The sequence below is a fragment of the Acidovorax radicis N35 genome, assembly GCF_000204195.1.
Classification (GTDB): domain Bacteria; phylum Pseudomonadota; class Gammaproteobacteria; order Burkholderiales; family Burkholderiaceae_C; genus Acidovorax; species Acidovorax radicis.
This window is the reverse complement of sequence record NZ_AFBG01000003.1, coordinates 171431-187880: the sequence shown is the minus strand read 5'-3', so window position 1 is coordinate 187880 and position 16450 is coordinate 171431. Positions and strand designations below refer to the sequence as shown.

Below are 16450 nucleotides of genomic sequence, written 5' to 3'. Positions count from 1 at the left end.
CGGCACACTGCACGTGCACCCATTTTTTTGCGCAAATCCAAAACAAAAAACCCGATAACCCCCGGAGACCCTCTCCGACAGCTTCGAGCTCCAAAAGCGTTCGACCAAAAAAAACGGGCGGTTGGTACCCGCCCGTTTGGTCGTGAGAGTCGTATTGTAGCGTGCAAAGTGTTGATTTGCAAAGGCACGCACAGGGAAAACTGTTGTCAACGTGCCCATGCCTGTGTTCATGCGGCCCGCCGGGCGGTGCAGTGCCAAAACGGCACCCGGCGCTTATCCAATCGGCGCGAGCAGCTATGACAGTGATAGCGGCGCCAGCAGCTCGGCCAGGTCGCCCTCGGTAAACAGCGGCTCCGTGCGTGCGGCGGCGCCGCCGTACAGGCTGCCGGCCAGCTGCGCCTTCCTGTCCTGCAGCGCCAGGATGCGCTCTTCGATGGTGCCCTGCGCCACGAGCTTGATCACCCACACGCTCTGCGTCTGGCCGATGCGGTGGGCGCGGTCGGTGGCCTGGGCTTCGGCCGCGGGGTTCCACCAGGGGTCGAAGTGGATCACGGTGTCGGCCTGCGGCAGGTTCAGCCCCACTCCGCCCGCCTTCAGGCTGATCAGAAACAGCGGCACCTGCCCGCTGGTGAACTGGTCGATGACCGCGTCGCGCTTCTGGCTTTGCCCGGTGAGCTTGACCCAGGGCAGGCCGCGCTTTTTCAGCTCGGCCTCGATCAGCGTGAGCATGCTGGTGAACTGAGAGAACAGCAGCACCCGCCGCCCCTCGGCCAGCATCTCGGGCAGCATCACCATCAGCTGCTCCAGCTTGGCTGATGCGTTGACGGCCCGGGCGGCCTCGAGCGGCAGCAGCTGCGGGTGGCAGCACACCTGGCGCAGCTTGAGCAATGCATCCAGCACGGTGATCTGCGACTTGGCCAGCCCCTTGGTGTGCAGGGCTTCGCGCACGGTTTTCTCCATGCCCAGGCGGATGGTCTCGTACAGGTCGGCCTGCGCGCCGGCCAGTTCCACGGGCATCACGGTCTCGACCTTGGGCGGCAGCTCGCCAGCCACCAGCGCCTTGGTCCGCCGCAGCATGAACGGCGTGATGCGCGCGCGCAACTGCGCCATGCGCGCGCCGTCACCCTGCTTTTCAATCGGCGCGCGAAACACCTGCTTGAAGCGCTGCTGGCTGCCCAGAAACCCCGGCATCAAAAAGTGGAACAGGCTCCAGATCTCGCCCAGGTGGTTTTCCATGGGCGTGCCCGACAGGCACAGGCGGTGGCGCGCATGCAGCTCGCCCACCACCTGCGCCGCCTGGGTGCTGGCGTTCTTGATGTTCTGCGCCTCGTCCAGCACCACCAGGTGCCACGGCTGCGCCAGCCAGCGGTCGCGGTCGCGCTGCAGCAGCGAATACGGGGCGATGACCAGGTCGTGCTCGGCCACCGCGTCGGCCACCGCATGGCGGCCCGCGCCATGCAGCACCAGGCAGCGCAGGCCGGGGCAAAAGCGTGCGGCCTCGCGCTGCCAGTTGCCCATCAGGCTCACGGGCGCAATGACGAGCGCGGGGTCGGTCAGGCGCCCGGCGTCTTTTTCGACCTGGATGTGGGCCAGGGTCTGCAGCGTCTTGCCCAGGCCCATGTCGTCGGCCAGCACCCCGGCCAGGCCGTGGGCGCGCAAGAACTGCAGCCAGTTCAGGCCCTGCTGCTGGTACGGCCGCAGGGTGGCGCGCACCCCGGCGGGCAGCGGCACCTGGGGCAAGGCACTGGTGCCCTGCAGCTGGGCCACCACGGCGCGCAGCGCGTGGGCGCCCTGCCACGGCACGCCCTGGCCCAGCGCGGCGCTGGTGCGCAGGGCGTCCTGGCGCGACAGCTTCAGGCTGTCGGCGGTGAAGTCGTGCACCCGGTCGCCCACCAGGTCCAGCAGCGCGGCCATCCAGGGGCGCAGGGTGTCGGTCGGCAGGCGCACGAACCCCGGGCCCTGGAGCGATGGCAGGTAGACGTAGGGCGGCAGCTGCGGCAGGCCGGTGGCGGCATCCAGCGGCTGGTCGGCCGCGGCGGCGATCAGGTCGGGCAGCCAGGGCAGGATGTTGTGGCGCACGCCGCCCACCTCCATGCCCAGCGACAGCGCAAACCAGGGGGACGTGGCCTCATCGCCCTCGCCACCGCCCGCACCGTCTGGCTGCAGCGCCACATCCAGCGTGTCGGCATGTGTGATCCAGCCGTTCAGCGCCGCATCCACCGTGACGGCAAAGCCCGCGTCGCGCAGCACCGCGAAGCCGTTGTCGGCCCAGTGCATCCAGGCGGTTTGCGGCTGCTCGCCGGGAATGCCGAACAGGCCGTCGTCGGTGCCCAGCAGGCCCAGGTGAAGCAGGCGTTCGATGGCCGACAGCTCGGCCTGTGCATCGCGCTGCAGCAGCACCTGGACGCCGTCGGCCCCCGGGACCATCACGGCCAGGTCCTGCCCCGCCCACCAGCCCCTGTGGCCCTGGTAGTCAAACTGCAATTGCGCGGTGATGAGGCCGAGGCCAGGCACATCTACAGGCGGCGTGGGCCCCAGATGCAGCCGCGCCAGGGGCTTCACGCCCTGCACCCGGGCCAGGGGCGCCCCCACCGGCGGCAGCGGCAGTACGCCGCCCAGGCGGGTGGCCAGGTCGGCCTGGTGCTTTTGCAGCGCCGCGGTGCTCAGCGCGGGCGCCTTGAGCAGCATGGCCAGTTGCGCCGCGCTCAGGCCCTGCATGTCGACCGTGCCGCACAGGCCGTTGGCAGCGTCCAGGTACAGGGGCGGGGTGTTGCTGCACAGCGTGGCCGATGTGCCCGGCAGGCCGGGGCGCAGCGCCCAGGTGGTGTCGCCACCGGCCGCTGCCGACGCCGGGCCCTCTTGCCAAGCCCAGGTCAAGGGCAGCGGCGGTCCCCAGGCCAGGGGTGCGCCCACCATGGAGCCACCCGCATCCGCGAACAGGCGGCCAGTGCTGGCCGCCTGCTGCAGCGCCAGCACGCCCACCGAGCCCTCCAGCACCGCCACCGGCCCGGCGCTGTAGGCCGAGTAGTAGCCCAGCCCGCGCGGCATGGCGCGCAGCAGCTGCAGCACCTGGCGGTCGGCGTCGCTCGCGCGGTCATACACCGCCTGCCCCGGCGCGGGCTGCGTGCGCACCGGCTTGGGCTTGGCCCAGCCACCGGTCACCTTGGGGTAGGACACCACGGCTTCGAGCTGCATCTGCTGCAGGGTGGCGCGGGGCAGCCCCACGGTGGAGACCAGATACAGGTATTGCTCGGGCCGGTCCGCCTGCGGATCGGAGGGTGTGGTGGCCGACGCGCCAGCCGCCCGGTCCCACTCGCGCAGCCAGCGCACCAGCCGCGCCTCGGCCTCGGTGCGGGCCAGCGCTTCCTTGCGCTGCTGCAGGGCTTTCAGCGCGTCGGCGGCCTGCGTGGCCTGGGTGGCGGTGGCCGGCGGCTCGCCCCCCAGGTGCACGGATTTGAGCGCCAGCGCCACCGCGTGTTTGCAGTCGGCGCCCACAGGGCAGCTGCACTCGCCCCACCACGACTGGACCAAGCCGGCGTCAGACATGGTGAGCTGGACCCGCACGGCATACGGCACCGGCTGGCTGCCCAGCACCTCGCCTTCCAGCGCCCACCCATCCATGCCGTCCGGCTTGACGGCGATGCGCAGCACGGCCCCCTGGCGGTGCAGCTCTGCCCCGCGCGACCAGGTGCCTTTGTCGCACTGGGCCTGCAATGAGCCGATCTGGAACCAGGGGGGACGGGGTGTAGGCACAAAATCCAAGCAAAAAACGGCTCTACCGCTTGTTCATCAAGCGCAAGCAGCTATAAAAACAGGAGCATTCCGTAAAATCAGAAGAGAAGGTCGCCGGAGCGCCTACCGGCTGCGCGCTGCGCGCACGCGCTCGAAGACCTCTTGCGCCTCGCCCCCTGTACCGCCCGCGCCGCCCGCCTGGGGCGACGCCGCCTGCAGGCTGGCCAGCAGCCGCCCCAGCACCGGCGCCTGCGGCAGCAGCGGCCCGAGGAACAGCGCCCGTTCGCCGTCGGCGATCAGCAGCGTGGGGAAGGTTTCCACATCCAGGTCCCCGGCGATCTCCGCGTCGTCCTCGATGTCCACCCATTCGAAGCGCACGTCCGGGTGCGCGAGGGCCAGTTCGTCGAACAGGGGGCGGTACACGCCGCAGGTGCCGCACCAGGCAGCGCACAGGCACACGGCCCACCAGACGCCCGGGGTGGCGGCGGCCGGGCTCTGCGGTGTGGGTTCTGGCAACGGGGCCGGGCTTTGCATCGACGGGGGCTCCTGTAGGGTGGGGCGGCGCGGCGGGCGCGCTGCCGGCAGACCCTGCCACCGCACTACCGCACCACCGCGCCGCTACATGCCGCGCCGTTCGCGGGCGCGATAAACCTCGATGGTACCCACACCGGGCGCCCGGTTGCCCCAGCTGTTGCGCACAAACGTTGTCACCGCCGCCACATCCTCGTCGCCCAGCGTTTGCTGAAACGGCGGCATGCCGTGCGGGCGCGGGTTGCCGGCCGTGGCGGGCAGGTAGCCGCCCTGCAGCACCACCCGCACCACGTTGGTCGGGTCGGCCAGCAGCACGGCGCGGTTGCCCGCCAGCGCCGGGAAGGCGCCCGCCTGGCCCTGCCCTGCATCGCCGTGGCATTGCGCGCACTGCTGCTCGTACACCTTGCCACCCCGCGCCATGGCGGCGGCGGGTGGCGCGGTGTAGGGCGCCGGGGTGGCGCGGGCGGCCTGCTGCGGCAGCGCCTGCAGGTACACGGCCATGGCGCGTGCGTCGGCATCGGTCAGGTACTGCGTGCTGCGGAACACCACCTCGGCCATGGGGCCCAGCACCGACCCGTGCGGGGCCACGCCGGTTTTCAGCAAGGCCACCACGTCGTCGGTGGCCCATTCCTTCACGCCCGCCTCGGCCGCCGCGTTGAGCGCGGGGGCATACCAGTTCTGCACCGGGATCAGCCCTCCGTTGAAGGCCTTGGCATCGGCCGTGGCGCCCAGCGCATTGCGCGGCGTGTGGCAGGCCGTGCAGTGGCCCAGGCCGTTGACCAGGTAGGCGCCGCGGTCGTATTCCGCCGTCTTCGTGGGCGCGGCGTCGGCCGCGGTGCTGGCCGCGCCCGGGGCAAAGAACAGCGCACGCCACACGCCCAGCGCCGCCTGCGTGCTGTACGGAAAGCGCAGCGCGTGTGCGCGGTTCGGCTCGCTGGCGGCGGGCACGCTGCGCAGGTACGCAAAGATGGCGTCCGAATCCGCGCGCGTCACCTGGGTGTAGTTGGGGTACGGAAAAGCCGGGTAGAGCAGGCGCCCGTCCTTGCTGCGGCCATGGTGCATGGCGCGCGAGAACTCGGCCGACGTCCAACTGCCGATGCCCTGCGCCGGGTCGGGCGTGAGGTTGGAGCTGTGCACCACGCCAAACGGCGTCTCGATGCCACGCCCGCCCGCAAACGGCGCGCCGCCCTGCGTGGTGTGGCAGGCCATGCAGTTGCCGACGCGCGCCAGGTACTCGCCGCGCGCCACCAGCGCGGGCGTGCTCTGCAGCGTCTCGGCGTCGGGCAGCGGCTCTTCGCCGCGCAGGTTCAGGGTGACCAGCGCAGCGGCCACGATACCCAAAGCTGCCAGGGTGGAAGAAAGTGTCCAGAGGATGCGTTTCATGGGTGCATCCTTCTCAACGTGAATAAGCCACGGGAGCAGCCGTTGCCGCAGCCGCTGAAGCCACGGGCACCTCGGCCACGCCGCCGCAGCGGGCGGGCATGGCGGCCGGCAGGGTGCGCGCGGGCTTGCCGCCCCCGGCCACCGGCTGGGCGGCCAGCCAGGCCGACACGGCACTCACATCGTCGGGCGTCAACTGCCGGGCAATGTCGGCCATGCAGTCGGGCGCATGGGCGCGGCGCTGGCCGGTCTTCCAGGCGCCCAGCTGGCTGTTGAGGTAGTCGCGCGGCAGGCCCAGCAGGCCCGGGATGGACGGCGCCACGCCCGTCATGGCGCTGCCGTGGCACGACACGCAGGCCGGGATGCGGCGCGCGGCGTCGCCCTGGTGCACCAGCCGGCGCCCTTGCTCCAGCGCGGCGGCCGGCGCCTGGGGTGCGGGCGGCAGCGGGTACGGCACATCCTGCGCGGCAAAGTGCTCGGCCATTTCACGCAGGTAGTCGTCCGTCAGGTGCTCGATGAGGTAGGTCATCTGCGGGTAACTGCGCCGCCCGTCGCGGAAGTTGAGCAACTGGTTGGCCAGGTAGCCCGCCGGCTTGCCCGCGATGCGCGGAAAGTAGCCGTCGGGCGTGGCGCGGCCTTCCTTGCCGTGGCAGGCCGTGCAGGCCAGCACGCGCGAGGCCATCGACGACGCGGACACCCTGGCGGACGGGGCCGCCGCAGGAGTGGACACGGGCTGGGCCCAGGCGCCAGCGCTCCACGCAAGCGCCATTGCGGCAGTGGCGCCGGCCAGGCGGGAAACAGGGCGCAGCAGGCTGCGCAGGCAATCAATCATGGATTTTTTTCGAGTGGGGATCGACAGGGTCGCCAGCTGGGCGGAGCGTTCATCACCACCCGCACCAGCGCACCACGGCACTCTACGCCCCGCCCAAAAAACAGTACAGATTCAGTTTCCAGTTAAAAATACAGATCAGTTTGCCCTGGATCAACCCCAGCCTCCCATGAAACGCTACGAACGCCACGCCGACGCCATCGCCCAGCTCATCCACAGCGGCGCCCTGCGCCCGGGCGACCGCGTGCCGTCCGTGCGCGAAGCCAGCCGCACGCGCGGCATCAGCCCGTCCACCGTGTTCGAGGCGTACTACCTGCTGGAGGCCCAGGGCCTAATCCACGCCCGGCCCCGTTCGGGCTACTACGTCAGCGCCCGGCTGCCCGCCACCGGGTCCCGCCCCGCCGAGCCCCTGCCCTCGCAGCCCGCGCACACCTCCACCGGCGTGGCCATCAGCGACCTGGTGTTCGAAGTGCTGGGCCTGGCGCGCGACCGCGACCTGGTGCCGCTGGGCTCGGCCTTTCCGGGGCTGGAGCTGTTTCCGCTGGACAGGCTGGCGCGCTGCCTGGCCAGCGGCATGCGCAAGCTCGACCCCTGGAACATCGTGCAAAGCCTGCCGCCGGGCGACGAACGCCTGCGCCAGCAGATCGCGCTGCGCTACGGTCTGCACGGCAGCGCCGTGGATGTGGAAGAGATCGTCATCACCAACGGCGCGATGGAGGCCCTGAACCTCTGCCTGGAGGCCGTCACCCAGCCGGGCGACATCGTGGTGGTCGAATCGCCCACCTTCTATGCCGCCTTGCAGGCGCTGGAGCGGCTGAACCTGCAGGCCCTGGAAATTGCCACCCATCCGCGCGACGGCATCGACCTGACAGCCCTGGCCGAGGCGCTGGAGCGCCAGCCAGCCCACCAGCGGGTCAAGGCCTGCTGGCTCATGCCCAGCTTTCAGAACCCCCTGGGCAGCCTGATGCCCGAAGCAAAGAAGCGCGAGCTGGTCGCCCTGCTGGCCCGCCACCAGGTGCCGCTGATCGAAGACGATGTGTACGGCGAGCTGCACTTCGCCCCGCACCGCCCGCCCCCGGCCAAGGCGTTCGATACCCAAGGCCTGGTGATGCACTGCAGCTCGTTCAGCAAGAGCCTGGCGCCCGGCTACCGCGTGGGCTGGGTGGCGGCGGGCCGCTTTGCCACGGCGGTGCAGCGCTTGAAGCTCATGACCACCCTGTCGGCCGCCACGCCGTCGCAGCAGGCGCTGTCCGAATACCTGGCCCAGGGCGGCTACGACCGGCACCTGCGCCAGCTGCGCCGCAGCCTGGCGCAGCAGCAGGCCATCGCGCTGGCCGCAGTGGCCCGGCACTTCCCACCGGGCACGCGGGTGTCGCAGCCCGAGGGCGGGTACTTTTTGTGGGTGGAGCTACCGCCGCAGGTCGACGCCCTGCAACTGCACCGCCAGGCACTGCAGCGCGGCATCAGCCTGGCGCCGGGGCAGATCTTTTCGGCAGACCGGCGCTTTGCCCACTGCGTGCGTATCAACTACGGGCACCCGGCGCAAGAGCAGTTTGAAGCCGCCTTGGCCACCGTCGGCAGGCTGGCTACGGCCTTGGCGGTCGACGACTCAGCCGGAAAGCAAAAACAAGCTTCAAAACAGATGGAGCCCTGAGAGCACCTTGGTGGTGTGCGGCAGAAAGAAAAACACAAAGAAGGCCTCCTTCATGTGCACTCTTCTGCACTCTTTTTTTAATAGCTACAAGCGCTTGATAGACAAGCGCTGGCAGCCTGTTTTGATCATTTTTTTGCCGCGCTTTGCATGCGTGGGCTCAGAAACGCTCCCATTCGTCGTCATCGCCTCCTGCCAATGCCGGCGCCGGGCTGTGCGCCCCGGGCTTGCCGTCGGCAGGGGCGGCACCTGCCTTCGGCGTGGGCAGTTTTGTCTGGGGTTTGACCGCCGTCTTGGGGCCGCGGAAGCTGCTGCCACCGGCCTTGGACGGTGTGGCGCGATGGGCGGCCATCCCCGGTGCAGGCATGGAGGCCCGGGCTGCAGGTGCAAGGGAAATGCCGGTGCTTGTATTGGCGTTGGCGTTGGCGTCCAGCTTGAACACAGCCACGGCCCCCACCAGCGCCTGGGCCTGCTGGCTCAGGCTGCTGGCGGCAGCGGCCATTTCCTCCACCAGCGCGGCGTTCTGCTGCGTGACCTGGTCCATCTGCGTCACGGCCTCGCCCACCTGCGACACACCTGTGCTCTGCTCGCTGCTGGCCGCACTGATCTCACCCATGATGTCCGTCACGCGGCGGATGGAGGACACCACCTCGGTCATCGTCACACCCGCCTTGTCCACCAGCGCCGAGCCCTGCTCCACGCGCTCGACGCTGGCGGTGATCAGGGCCTTGATCTCTTTGGCGGCCTCGGCACTGCGCCCTGCCAGGCTGCGCACTTCTCCGGCCACCACGGCGAAGCCCCGGCCTTGCTCGCCCGCACGGGCCGCTTCCACGGCCGCATTCAGCGCAAGGATGTTGGTCTGGAAGGCGATGCCGTCGATGACGCTGATGATGTCGGCGATCTTCTTGCTGCTGTCGTTGATGCCTTTCATGGTCTCGACCACCTCGGACACCACATCGCCGCCCTGCCCGGCCGCGGTCGATGCGCTCATCGCCAGCTGGTTGGCCTGGCGCGCGTTGTCGGCGTTCTGCTTGACGGTGGAGCTCAGTTCTTCCATCGACGCCGCCGTCTCCTGCAGCGCGCTGGCCTGCTGTTCGGTGCGGATGGACAGGTCGTTGTTGCCCGAGGCGATCTCGGCGCTGGCCGATGCGACACCCTGCGCATTGCCACGCACGCCCGACACCACATTCGCGAGGTTGTCGCGCATGGCCGTCAGGCCACCGAGCAGCTGGGCGATCTCGTCCTTGCCCTGCGCCTTGATCGGCACCGTGAGGTCGCCCTGCGCCACCGAATCGGTGATCTGCACCGCGTTGCCCAGCGCACGCGAGATCTGCCGGATCATGGCGCCGCCCATCAACACCGCCAGCAGGATGCCCAGCACCACCGCCGTGAGCACCATGGCGCGGATCGTCTGAAAGCTCGTCTCGGCGCGGTCGTACTCGGCCTTGGCGCGGTCAAGCTGCACCTGCATGAGCTGGCTCAGCACATCCTGCAGCGGATCGATGGCGGGGTACATCTCCTTGGCCGCAAAGGCGGTGAGCGCGGCCACATCGCCCGATCGCAAATGGCCGGTGAGCGCATCGGCCGCCCCGTCGGCCTTGACCTGCAGGGGCTTGAAGCGCTCGACCAGCTGGGTTTCCTCCGGCACGAGGTGTGTGGCCAGGTAGGCTTTCCAGTTCGATTCGATGGCCTTGCGTGCGTCGGCCACCGACTGCAGCCCTTGCGCTGAAGTCATGGCGCCGTCACGTACCTTGTGCGCGGCATCGACCACATTGACGGCATACATGTCTGCCACCACCTTGATCTGCTTGAGGGGCACGACGCGATCGTCGTACACCGACTTGAGCCCCGTATTCGACTGCCCCATGCCGAACAACCCCGCCACGCCGACCAGCAACACCAGCAGGCACAAGGCTGCGAGCAGACCGGCAAGGCGCGTGGATATCTTGAACTGGTTCATGGCAACGCTCCTGAAGTGGGGACATGGAAGAAACTGCAACTCCACCACGCGCCAGGGCGCCATCGGTCTGCAGGCCGGCGGCAGAGGGCTGGGTTGCGGTGGTGCAAGCGGGCGAGAAGCGACACGCAGGATGTGCGCCAGGCAGGTGACCGGCAACCCTGGTCCCAAGGGCCGACAGCCCATGCACCCGCAAAGTCAAAGCCGTGAACCATGAAAGAACTCCCGGCAAAAGACCAACGCATCCAAGACAAACCCGCAGCCGCACAAGAGCGGAAGGCCTGTGCGTTCAGCATAGCGCTTTCCGTTACGTTTGCGAACATTTGTCCCAAGAAAAACGACGCCCCCCGGCAGTGGCGATACGCGGGCCGTGGCAAACGGAATGGCGCCAGAAAGCACAAGGCGCGCTGCAGGGCAGAAACCTGCAGCGCGCCCAGAATGCTCCTTTTTTGATAGCTATTAGCGCTTGATAGACAAGCGCCAGGGGCTGTTTTTAATCACACCCCCATGGGCTCGGGCAGTGTGCCCCGCTCAGAAGCTCTCCCAGCTCAGAAGCTCTCCCAGTCGTCGTCGTTGCCTCCCTTGGCTGCTGCGGGCGCTGGCGCGCTGGCAGCCGGGGCCTTGGCACTGGTTGCGGGGGCGGCTGCGCTGGTCTTGGGGGCCGCCAGGCTGGCCTGGGGTTTGGCGGGCTTTGTGCTGCCGATCTTGCCGGCGCTTTTGTTCGCGGCTGCACTTCGTTGGGCCGTGAATGCCGGGGCGGCGATGGGCGCACGGGGTGCTGGCGCTGGCGCGCTGCTGCGTGCCGTGCTGGCATCGAGCTTGAACACCGCCACGGCGTTCACCAGTTCGCCCGCCTGGGCGTTCAGCGCGCTGGCCGCTGCCGCCATTTCTTCCACCAGCGCTGCGTTCTGCTGCGTGGCCTGGTCCATCTGCGTCACGGCTTCTCCCACCTGGCCCACGCCTGCGCTTTGTTCGCTGCTGGCGGCGCTGATCTCGCCCATGATGTCGGTCACGCGCCGGATGGCGCTGACCACTTCGGCCATGGTGGCCCCGGCCTTGTCCACCAGGGCGGTGCCTTGTTCCACGCGTTCCACGCTGGCATTGATCAGGGCCTTGATTTCCTTGGCAGCCTCGGCGCTGCGCCCTGCCAGGCTGCGCACTTCTCCGGCCACCACCGCAAAGCCCCGGCCTTGCTCGCCCGCACGGGCCGCTTCCACCGCAGCGTTGAGCGCCAGGATGTTGGTCTGGAAGGCGATGCCGTCGATGACGCTGATGATGTCGGCGATCTTCTTGCTGCTGTCGTTGATGCCTTTCATGGTCTCCACCACTTCGGCCACCACGTCCCCGCCCTGCACGGCCACGGTGGAGGCGTTCACGGCCAGCTGGTTGGCTGCCCGCGCGTTGTCGGCGTTCTGGCGCACGGTGGAGCCCAGCTCTTCCATCGACGCGGCGGTCTCTTCCAGCGCGCTGGCCTGCTGTTCGGTGCGCGCCGACAGGTCGTTGTTGCCCGATGCAATCTGCGAGCTCGCCGACGCAACACCTTCGGCGTTGCTGCGCACCGCGGCCACGGTGTTCACCAGGCTTTGCTGCATGCGCTGCAGGGCGCTGAGCAGGTGGCCAGTTTCGTCTTGGGACTGAACGGTGATCTGGCCGCTGAGATCGCCGCCGGCCACACGGTCAGCAGCCTCCACCGCCCGTGCAAGGGGGCGGGTGATGGACCGGATGATGGTGACGGCGAGAAAGAGGGCAATGGCAATCGCGAGTGCCCCCGCAATCAACACATCCCGTTGCAACGCAGTAGCTGCGGCTTCTGCCCGTTCACCCGCTTTTGCGGTGACCTGGGCCTGATACTCAACCTGCTCGTGAATGGCGGCCTGGTAGGCCCGCTGTGCGGGGCGGTATTGCTCTTCGAGCAGCTTGATGGCTTCGTCCTTCTGCCCTTGCTGGATCATGCCCAGGTACTGCACGCCGATCTTTGCAAACTCCGCCCGCCGCTGCTGCATCCGGGCAAGGAGTTCCTTGCCATTGGCGGAGGTGATCAGCGAATCCAGCGTTTTGTACTGCGCGTCCACTTCCGCCCTGGACGCGGTAATCTGGTCCATCGACGATTTGACCACCGCCTCGGTCGTGAAAATCGCCAGATTGCGCACCTGGATGGCTTGCACATTCACCCGGTCAGTAAGGGTTCCCAGTGCTCTGGTGATCGGGATGCGCACGTCAATGACGTCCTTGAGCTCCGTGCGCTGGTTCGTAGACCGGATCAGGCTGACCGCACCCAGCGCGATGAGCAAAAGCACCATGACGGCAAACGCTACGGCGAGTCGGGTTGAAATCCTCAGCTGGTTCATCCTGCTTCTCCTCTGAATGGATGTTTTCTCTGGCTGCCGACACCTTATCCGTGGGGGGCCTTTGTCACCAGACCTATTTCGCCGCAGCCGGGCTGCGTCTTGATCTTCGTCAAGACCGGCATGCTCTCGCCCAGGCATTTGCGGGCCAGCCACTGCACACGCAGCTGTCAAGTTGGCGACACCAACCCCGCCAGAGCCCAGCCCCCCAACCTTGGTATTGGAGAGCTAGCTCCAGTCCACCCCCCAATGCACAGCCAAAAAAATGCTACCTTCCATGGCGACCCCACCGCCCGTGCGCGCCTTTGCTTTTGATTGACGACCCGATGCCCTTTTTCAGCAACAAAGAAACCGACCCCAACCACATCCCGGCTCCCGGCCTGCCGCTGCTGGCACTCGAGCTGCGGGCCCCGTGGGAGTTTGGCGCGGTGTTGCCCGCCTGGCCTGTGCTGCAGCGCGCCCCACGCGGCGACGGCCACACGGTGATCGTGTTTCCGGGCCTCACGGCAGGGGATGCCACCACCGTTCCGCTGCGCCGCTACCTGGAGTCGCGCAACTACGAGACCCTGGGCTGGGGCCAGGGCCTGAACCTCGGCCCCAAGGATGGAGTGCTGGAAAACGCCAAGCGCCAGCTGCAGGAGGCGTATGACACGAGCGGCGGCAAGGTGAGCCTGGTGGGCTGGAGCCTGGGCGGCGTCTATGCGCGCGAACTGGCCAAGGAAATGCCCGATCGGGTGCGCTGCGTGATCACGCTGGGCACGCCGTTTGCGGGGCACCACACCTCCACCAACGCGTGGCGCATCTACCAGCTCGCCAGTGGCCGCAGCATCGAGCGCGAGACTGAAAACTACAACCTGCCCGAGGCGCCCCCGGTGCCTACCACCAGCATCTACTCGCGCAGCGATGGCGTGGTGGCCTGGCGCGGCAGCATCCAGGCGCCGGCGGCGCACAACCCGCACACCGAAAACATCGAAGTGGTGGCCAGCCACTTTGGCATTGGCCTGAACCCCAGCGCCTGGTGGGCCGTGGCCGACCGCCTGGGGCAACCGCACGGCCCTGACGTGGATTGGCAGCCCTTTCAACGCCCCAGGATTCCGGGCTTGCACCTGGTGTATCCAGACCCCCATCGGTAAGCGCCTTGGACGGGGCGCGGTCGCAAGCCCCACCCAAACCAACAAAAAGCACGCTGAGGAAAATCCGCAGCGTGCTTTGTTTTTGATGGCTATGAGCGCTTGATAGACAAGCGCTAGGGGCTGTTTTTAATCACACCCCCATGGGCTCGGGCAGTGTGCCCCGCTCAGAAGCTCTCCCAGTCGTCGTCGTTGCCTCCCTTGGCTGCTGCGGGCGCGGGCGCGCTGGCAGCCGGGGCCTTGGTACTGGTTGCGGGGGCGGCTGCGCTGGTCTTGGGGGCCGCCAGGCTGGCCTGGGGTTTGGCGGGCTTTGTGCTGCCGATCTTGCCGGCGCTTTTGTTCGCGGCTGCACTTCGTTGGGCCGTGAATGCCGGGGCGGCGATGGGCGCACGGGGTGCTGGCGCTGGCGCGCTGCGGGTGCTTGCACTGGCATCGAGCTTGAACACCGCCACGGCGTTCACCAGTTCGCCTGCCTGGGCGTTCAGCGCGCTGGCCGCTGCCGCCATTTCTTCCACCAGCGCTGCGTTCTGCTGCGTGGCCTGGTCCATTTGCGTCACGGCTTCTCCCACCTGGCCCACGCCTGCGCTTTGTTCGCTGCTGGCGGCGCTGATCTCGCCCATGATGTCGGTCACGCGCCGGATGGCGCTGACCACTTCGGCCATGGTGGCCCCGGCCTTGTCCACCAGGGCGGTGCCTTGTTCCACGCGTTCCACGCTGGCATTGATCAGGGCCTTGATTTCCTTGGCAGCCTCGGCGCTGCGCCCTGCCAGGCTGCGCACTTCTCCGGCCACCACCGCAAAGCCCCGGCCTTGCTCGCCCGCACGGGCCGCTTCCACCGCCGCATTCAGCGCCAGGATGTTGGTCTGGAAGGCGATGCCGTCGATGACGCTGATGATGTCGGCGATCTTCTTGCTGCTGTCGTTGATGCCTTTCATGGTCTCCACCACTTCGGCCACCACGTCCCCGCCCTGCACGGCCACGGTGGAGGCGTTCACGGCAAGCTGGTTGGCTGCCCGCGCGTTGTCGGCGTTCTGGCGCACGGTGGAGCCCAGCTCTTCCATCGACGCTGCGGTCTCTTCCAGCGCGCTGGCCTGCTGTTCGGTGCGCGCCGACAGGTCGTTGTTGCCCGATGCAATCTGCGAGCTCGCCGATGCAACACCCTCAGCGTTGCTGCGCACGCCCGACACCACGCGCGCCAGGTTGGCACGCATGTCCCCCAGCGCCGTGAGCAGCTGGCCCATTTCGTCCTTGCCGCCTGGCGGCACCTCGGTCGTGAGGTCGCCCTCGGCAATGGCCCGGGCAGCCCGCACGGCATGGTGGGCCGGCCGGGAGACGGTGCGCGTGATGCCCACGCCCAGCAGCGCAGCCAGCACCACACACACCGCCAACGTGCCCAGCAACCACAGGCGCGCCCTGTCAAACACTTCCCGGGCGTCGGCATTGGCCTGCACCGCGTTCTCGGCGTTGATCTTCTGCAGCTCCCCCAACGTTTCCGCCGTGGCCACGAAGGCGGTTTCCGACTCTCCGGCGTACAGCATGCCCAGCGCGTCGCCCGTCAGCTCCAGGGTTTCGGTGGTGCTGAAATCCACGTTCTTGGCGATCTCGATCAGGTTCGCCTGCACCACGAGGTAGGCGGCCTTGCGCTGCTTGTACAGATCGAAGGCCTCGCGCTCGCGGGGCGTATCGACCAGGGGCGCCAGGGTCCCCTCGACCCGCTCCACATCCTTGTGCCGCGCCAGCACCTGTTCGGAAAACGCCTTCACCTCGGGGGCATTTCGCGCCGTGGCCAGGCCTCCCTCAGAGCGGCGCATGCGGTTGAGCAGCACCCGCAGCTCGCCCACCTGCGCGACAGTGGGCAACAGGTTCGTGGCCAGGTTGTCCGCGTTGCTGTGAATGCGCGACATCTGGACGAGCGCGGTCACGCCCAGCAGCGTGGTGAACAACACCATCAGCAGAAAACCCGCCCCCAGCTTGACGCCGATGCGCAGATCGGAAACTTTCATGAATCACCCTTCACATTGCGTTGCCCACACAAGGCACTTCGACGCATGCCAATCTGTATTGCTCAGCACCGCATATTTGTAACCAAATGCAGTCTAACAGTGTCACAACTCCTGCAAAGCGGGCTTTCCCCCTACAGCGAGGCACCAAGCGGCCATAAAAAAAACATGCGGGTTGTGACCCGCATGCTTTTTCGAGGGAACCCCTTGATGCTATATTATTTATAGCTACAAATTAACTCCCGTCAGGCCATAGAGGCTATTTTTATGCCAAACCACCTTCAGGCGTGGGCCTTCTTGTAGCTTTCAATGCCGTCGACGATTTCCTTCTTGGCACCGTCAATGCCTTCCCAGCCCAGCACCTTGACCCACTTGCCCTTTTCCAGGTCCTTGTAGTGCTCGAAGAAGTGGGCGATGGCGTTGCGGCGCATGGCGTTCACGTCGTCAATGGTCTTCCAGTGGTCGTACATGGGCAGGATCTTGGACGTGGGCACGGCAATCACCTTGCCATCCACACCGGCCTCGTCTTCCATCATCAGGATACCCAGGGGGCGGCAGGTCACGACCACACCGGGGTGCAGGGGGTAAGGCGTGATCACCAGCACATCCACTGGGTCGCCGTCGCCCGACAGCGTCTGCGGCACGTAGCCGTAGTTGGTCGGGTAATGCATGGCCGTGGTCATGAAACGGTCCACAAAAATGGCGCCCGATTCCTTGTCCACTTCGTACTTGATCGGGTCGGCGTTCATCGGGATTTCGATGACGACGTTGAAGGCATCGGGAACGTTCTTACCTGGGGGGACGTTGTTGAGGGACATGTCTTTGGAGAGTGGTTTGTTGACGGTAACCCGCGAGGCATCCGGCGCTGATGCAGCGCAATGAAGCGTCGGGATTA

At 67.5% G+C, this 16450-nt stretch carries 10 protein-coding genes; 2 read left to right on the top strand and 8 right to left on the bottom strand.

The features are described from left to right. Positions 1–294: 294 nt before the first annotated feature. The 4 genes from ARADN35_RS0100835 to ARADN35_RS0100820 all read right to left on the bottom strand — a co-directional run bounded on the left by ARADN35_RS0100835 (position 295) and on the right by ARADN35_RS0100820 (position 6475). Positions 295–3621: a DEAD/DEAH box helicase gene (locus tag ARADN35_RS0100835; RefSeq protein ID WP_100199416.1), complete on the bottom strand. Its 3327-nt coding sequence runs from the start codon at positions 3619–3621 to the stop codon at positions 295–297. A gap of 234 nt (positions 3622–3855) precedes the next feature. Then, on the bottom strand, positions 3856–4266 hold the full coding sequence (locus ARADN35_RS0100830) for a thioredoxin family protein (protein ID WP_010458028.1): 411 nt from the start codon (positions 4264–4266) through the stop codon (positions 3856–3858). Between the two features lie 84 nt (positions 4267–4350). Continuing rightward, positions 4351–5646 (bottom strand): cytochrome c, encoded by a 1296-nt coding sequence (locus ARADN35_RS0100825; protein WP_010458026.1) that lies wholly within the window; start codon positions 5644–5646, stop codon positions 4351–4353. Positions 5647–5659: 13 nt separating this feature from the next. Beyond that, a complete protein-coding gene (locus tag ARADN35_RS0100820; RefSeq protein ID WP_010458024.1) occupies positions 5660–6475 on the bottom strand; it encodes a c-type cytochrome in 816 nt (271 codons plus the stop codon). Between the two features lie 166 nt (positions 6476–6641). Here ARADN35_RS0100820 and ARADN35_RS0100815 point away from each other — a divergent pair, with 166 nt between their 5' ends. Beyond that, the gene (locus tag ARADN35_RS0100815; protein ID WP_010458022.1) at positions 6642–8126 is read left to right on the top strand and encodes an aminotransferase-like domain-containing protein; all 1485 of its coding nucleotides are present in this window, start codon (positions 6642–6644) and stop codon (positions 8124–8126) included. A 157-nt stretch (positions 8127–8283) separates the two neighbouring features. Here ARADN35_RS0100815 and ARADN35_RS0100805 read toward each other — a convergent pair whose 3' ends face one another. Together ARADN35_RS0100805 and ARADN35_RS0100800 are read right to left on the bottom strand one after the other, a co-directional pair. Continuing rightward, complete coding sequence (locus ARADN35_RS0100805; RefSeq protein ID WP_010458020.1) at positions 8284–10083, bottom strand: methyl-accepting chemotaxis protein; 1800 nt, start codon at positions 10081–10083, stop codon at positions 8284–8286. A 545-nt stretch (positions 10084–10628) separates the two neighbouring features. Next, a complete protein-coding gene (locus ARADN35_RS0100800) occupies positions 10629–12428 on the bottom strand; it encodes a methyl-accepting chemotaxis protein (protein WP_010458017.1) in 1800 nt (599 codons plus the stop codon). Between the two features lie 323 nt (positions 12429–12751). On the opposite strand from ARADN35_RS0100800, the gene ARADN35_RS0100795 reads away from it, so the two are divergent. After that, complete coding sequence (locus ARADN35_RS0100795; protein WP_010458016.1) at positions 12752–13558, top strand: alpha/beta hydrolase; 807 nt, start codon at positions 12752–12754, stop codon at positions 13556–13558. Between the two features lie 164 nt (positions 13559–13722). Here the strand turns inward: ARADN35_RS0100795 and ARADN35_RS0100790 are convergent, their stop codons facing one another. Both ARADN35_RS0100790 and ppa read right to left on the bottom strand, forming a co-directional pair. Beyond that, a complete protein-coding gene (locus ARADN35_RS0100790; protein ID WP_010458014.1) occupies positions 13723–15558 on the bottom strand; it encodes a methyl-accepting chemotaxis protein in 1836 nt (611 codons plus the stop codon). A gap of 278 nt (positions 15559–15836) precedes the next feature. Then, positions 15837–16373 carry an inorganic diphosphatase gene (ppa, locus tag ARADN35_RS0100785; protein ID WP_010458012.1) on the bottom strand — a complete coding sequence of 179 codons (537 nt, stop codon included), beginning with the start codon at positions 16371–16373 and terminating at the stop codon, positions 15837–15839. Positions 16374–16450 lie beyond the last annotated feature (77 nt).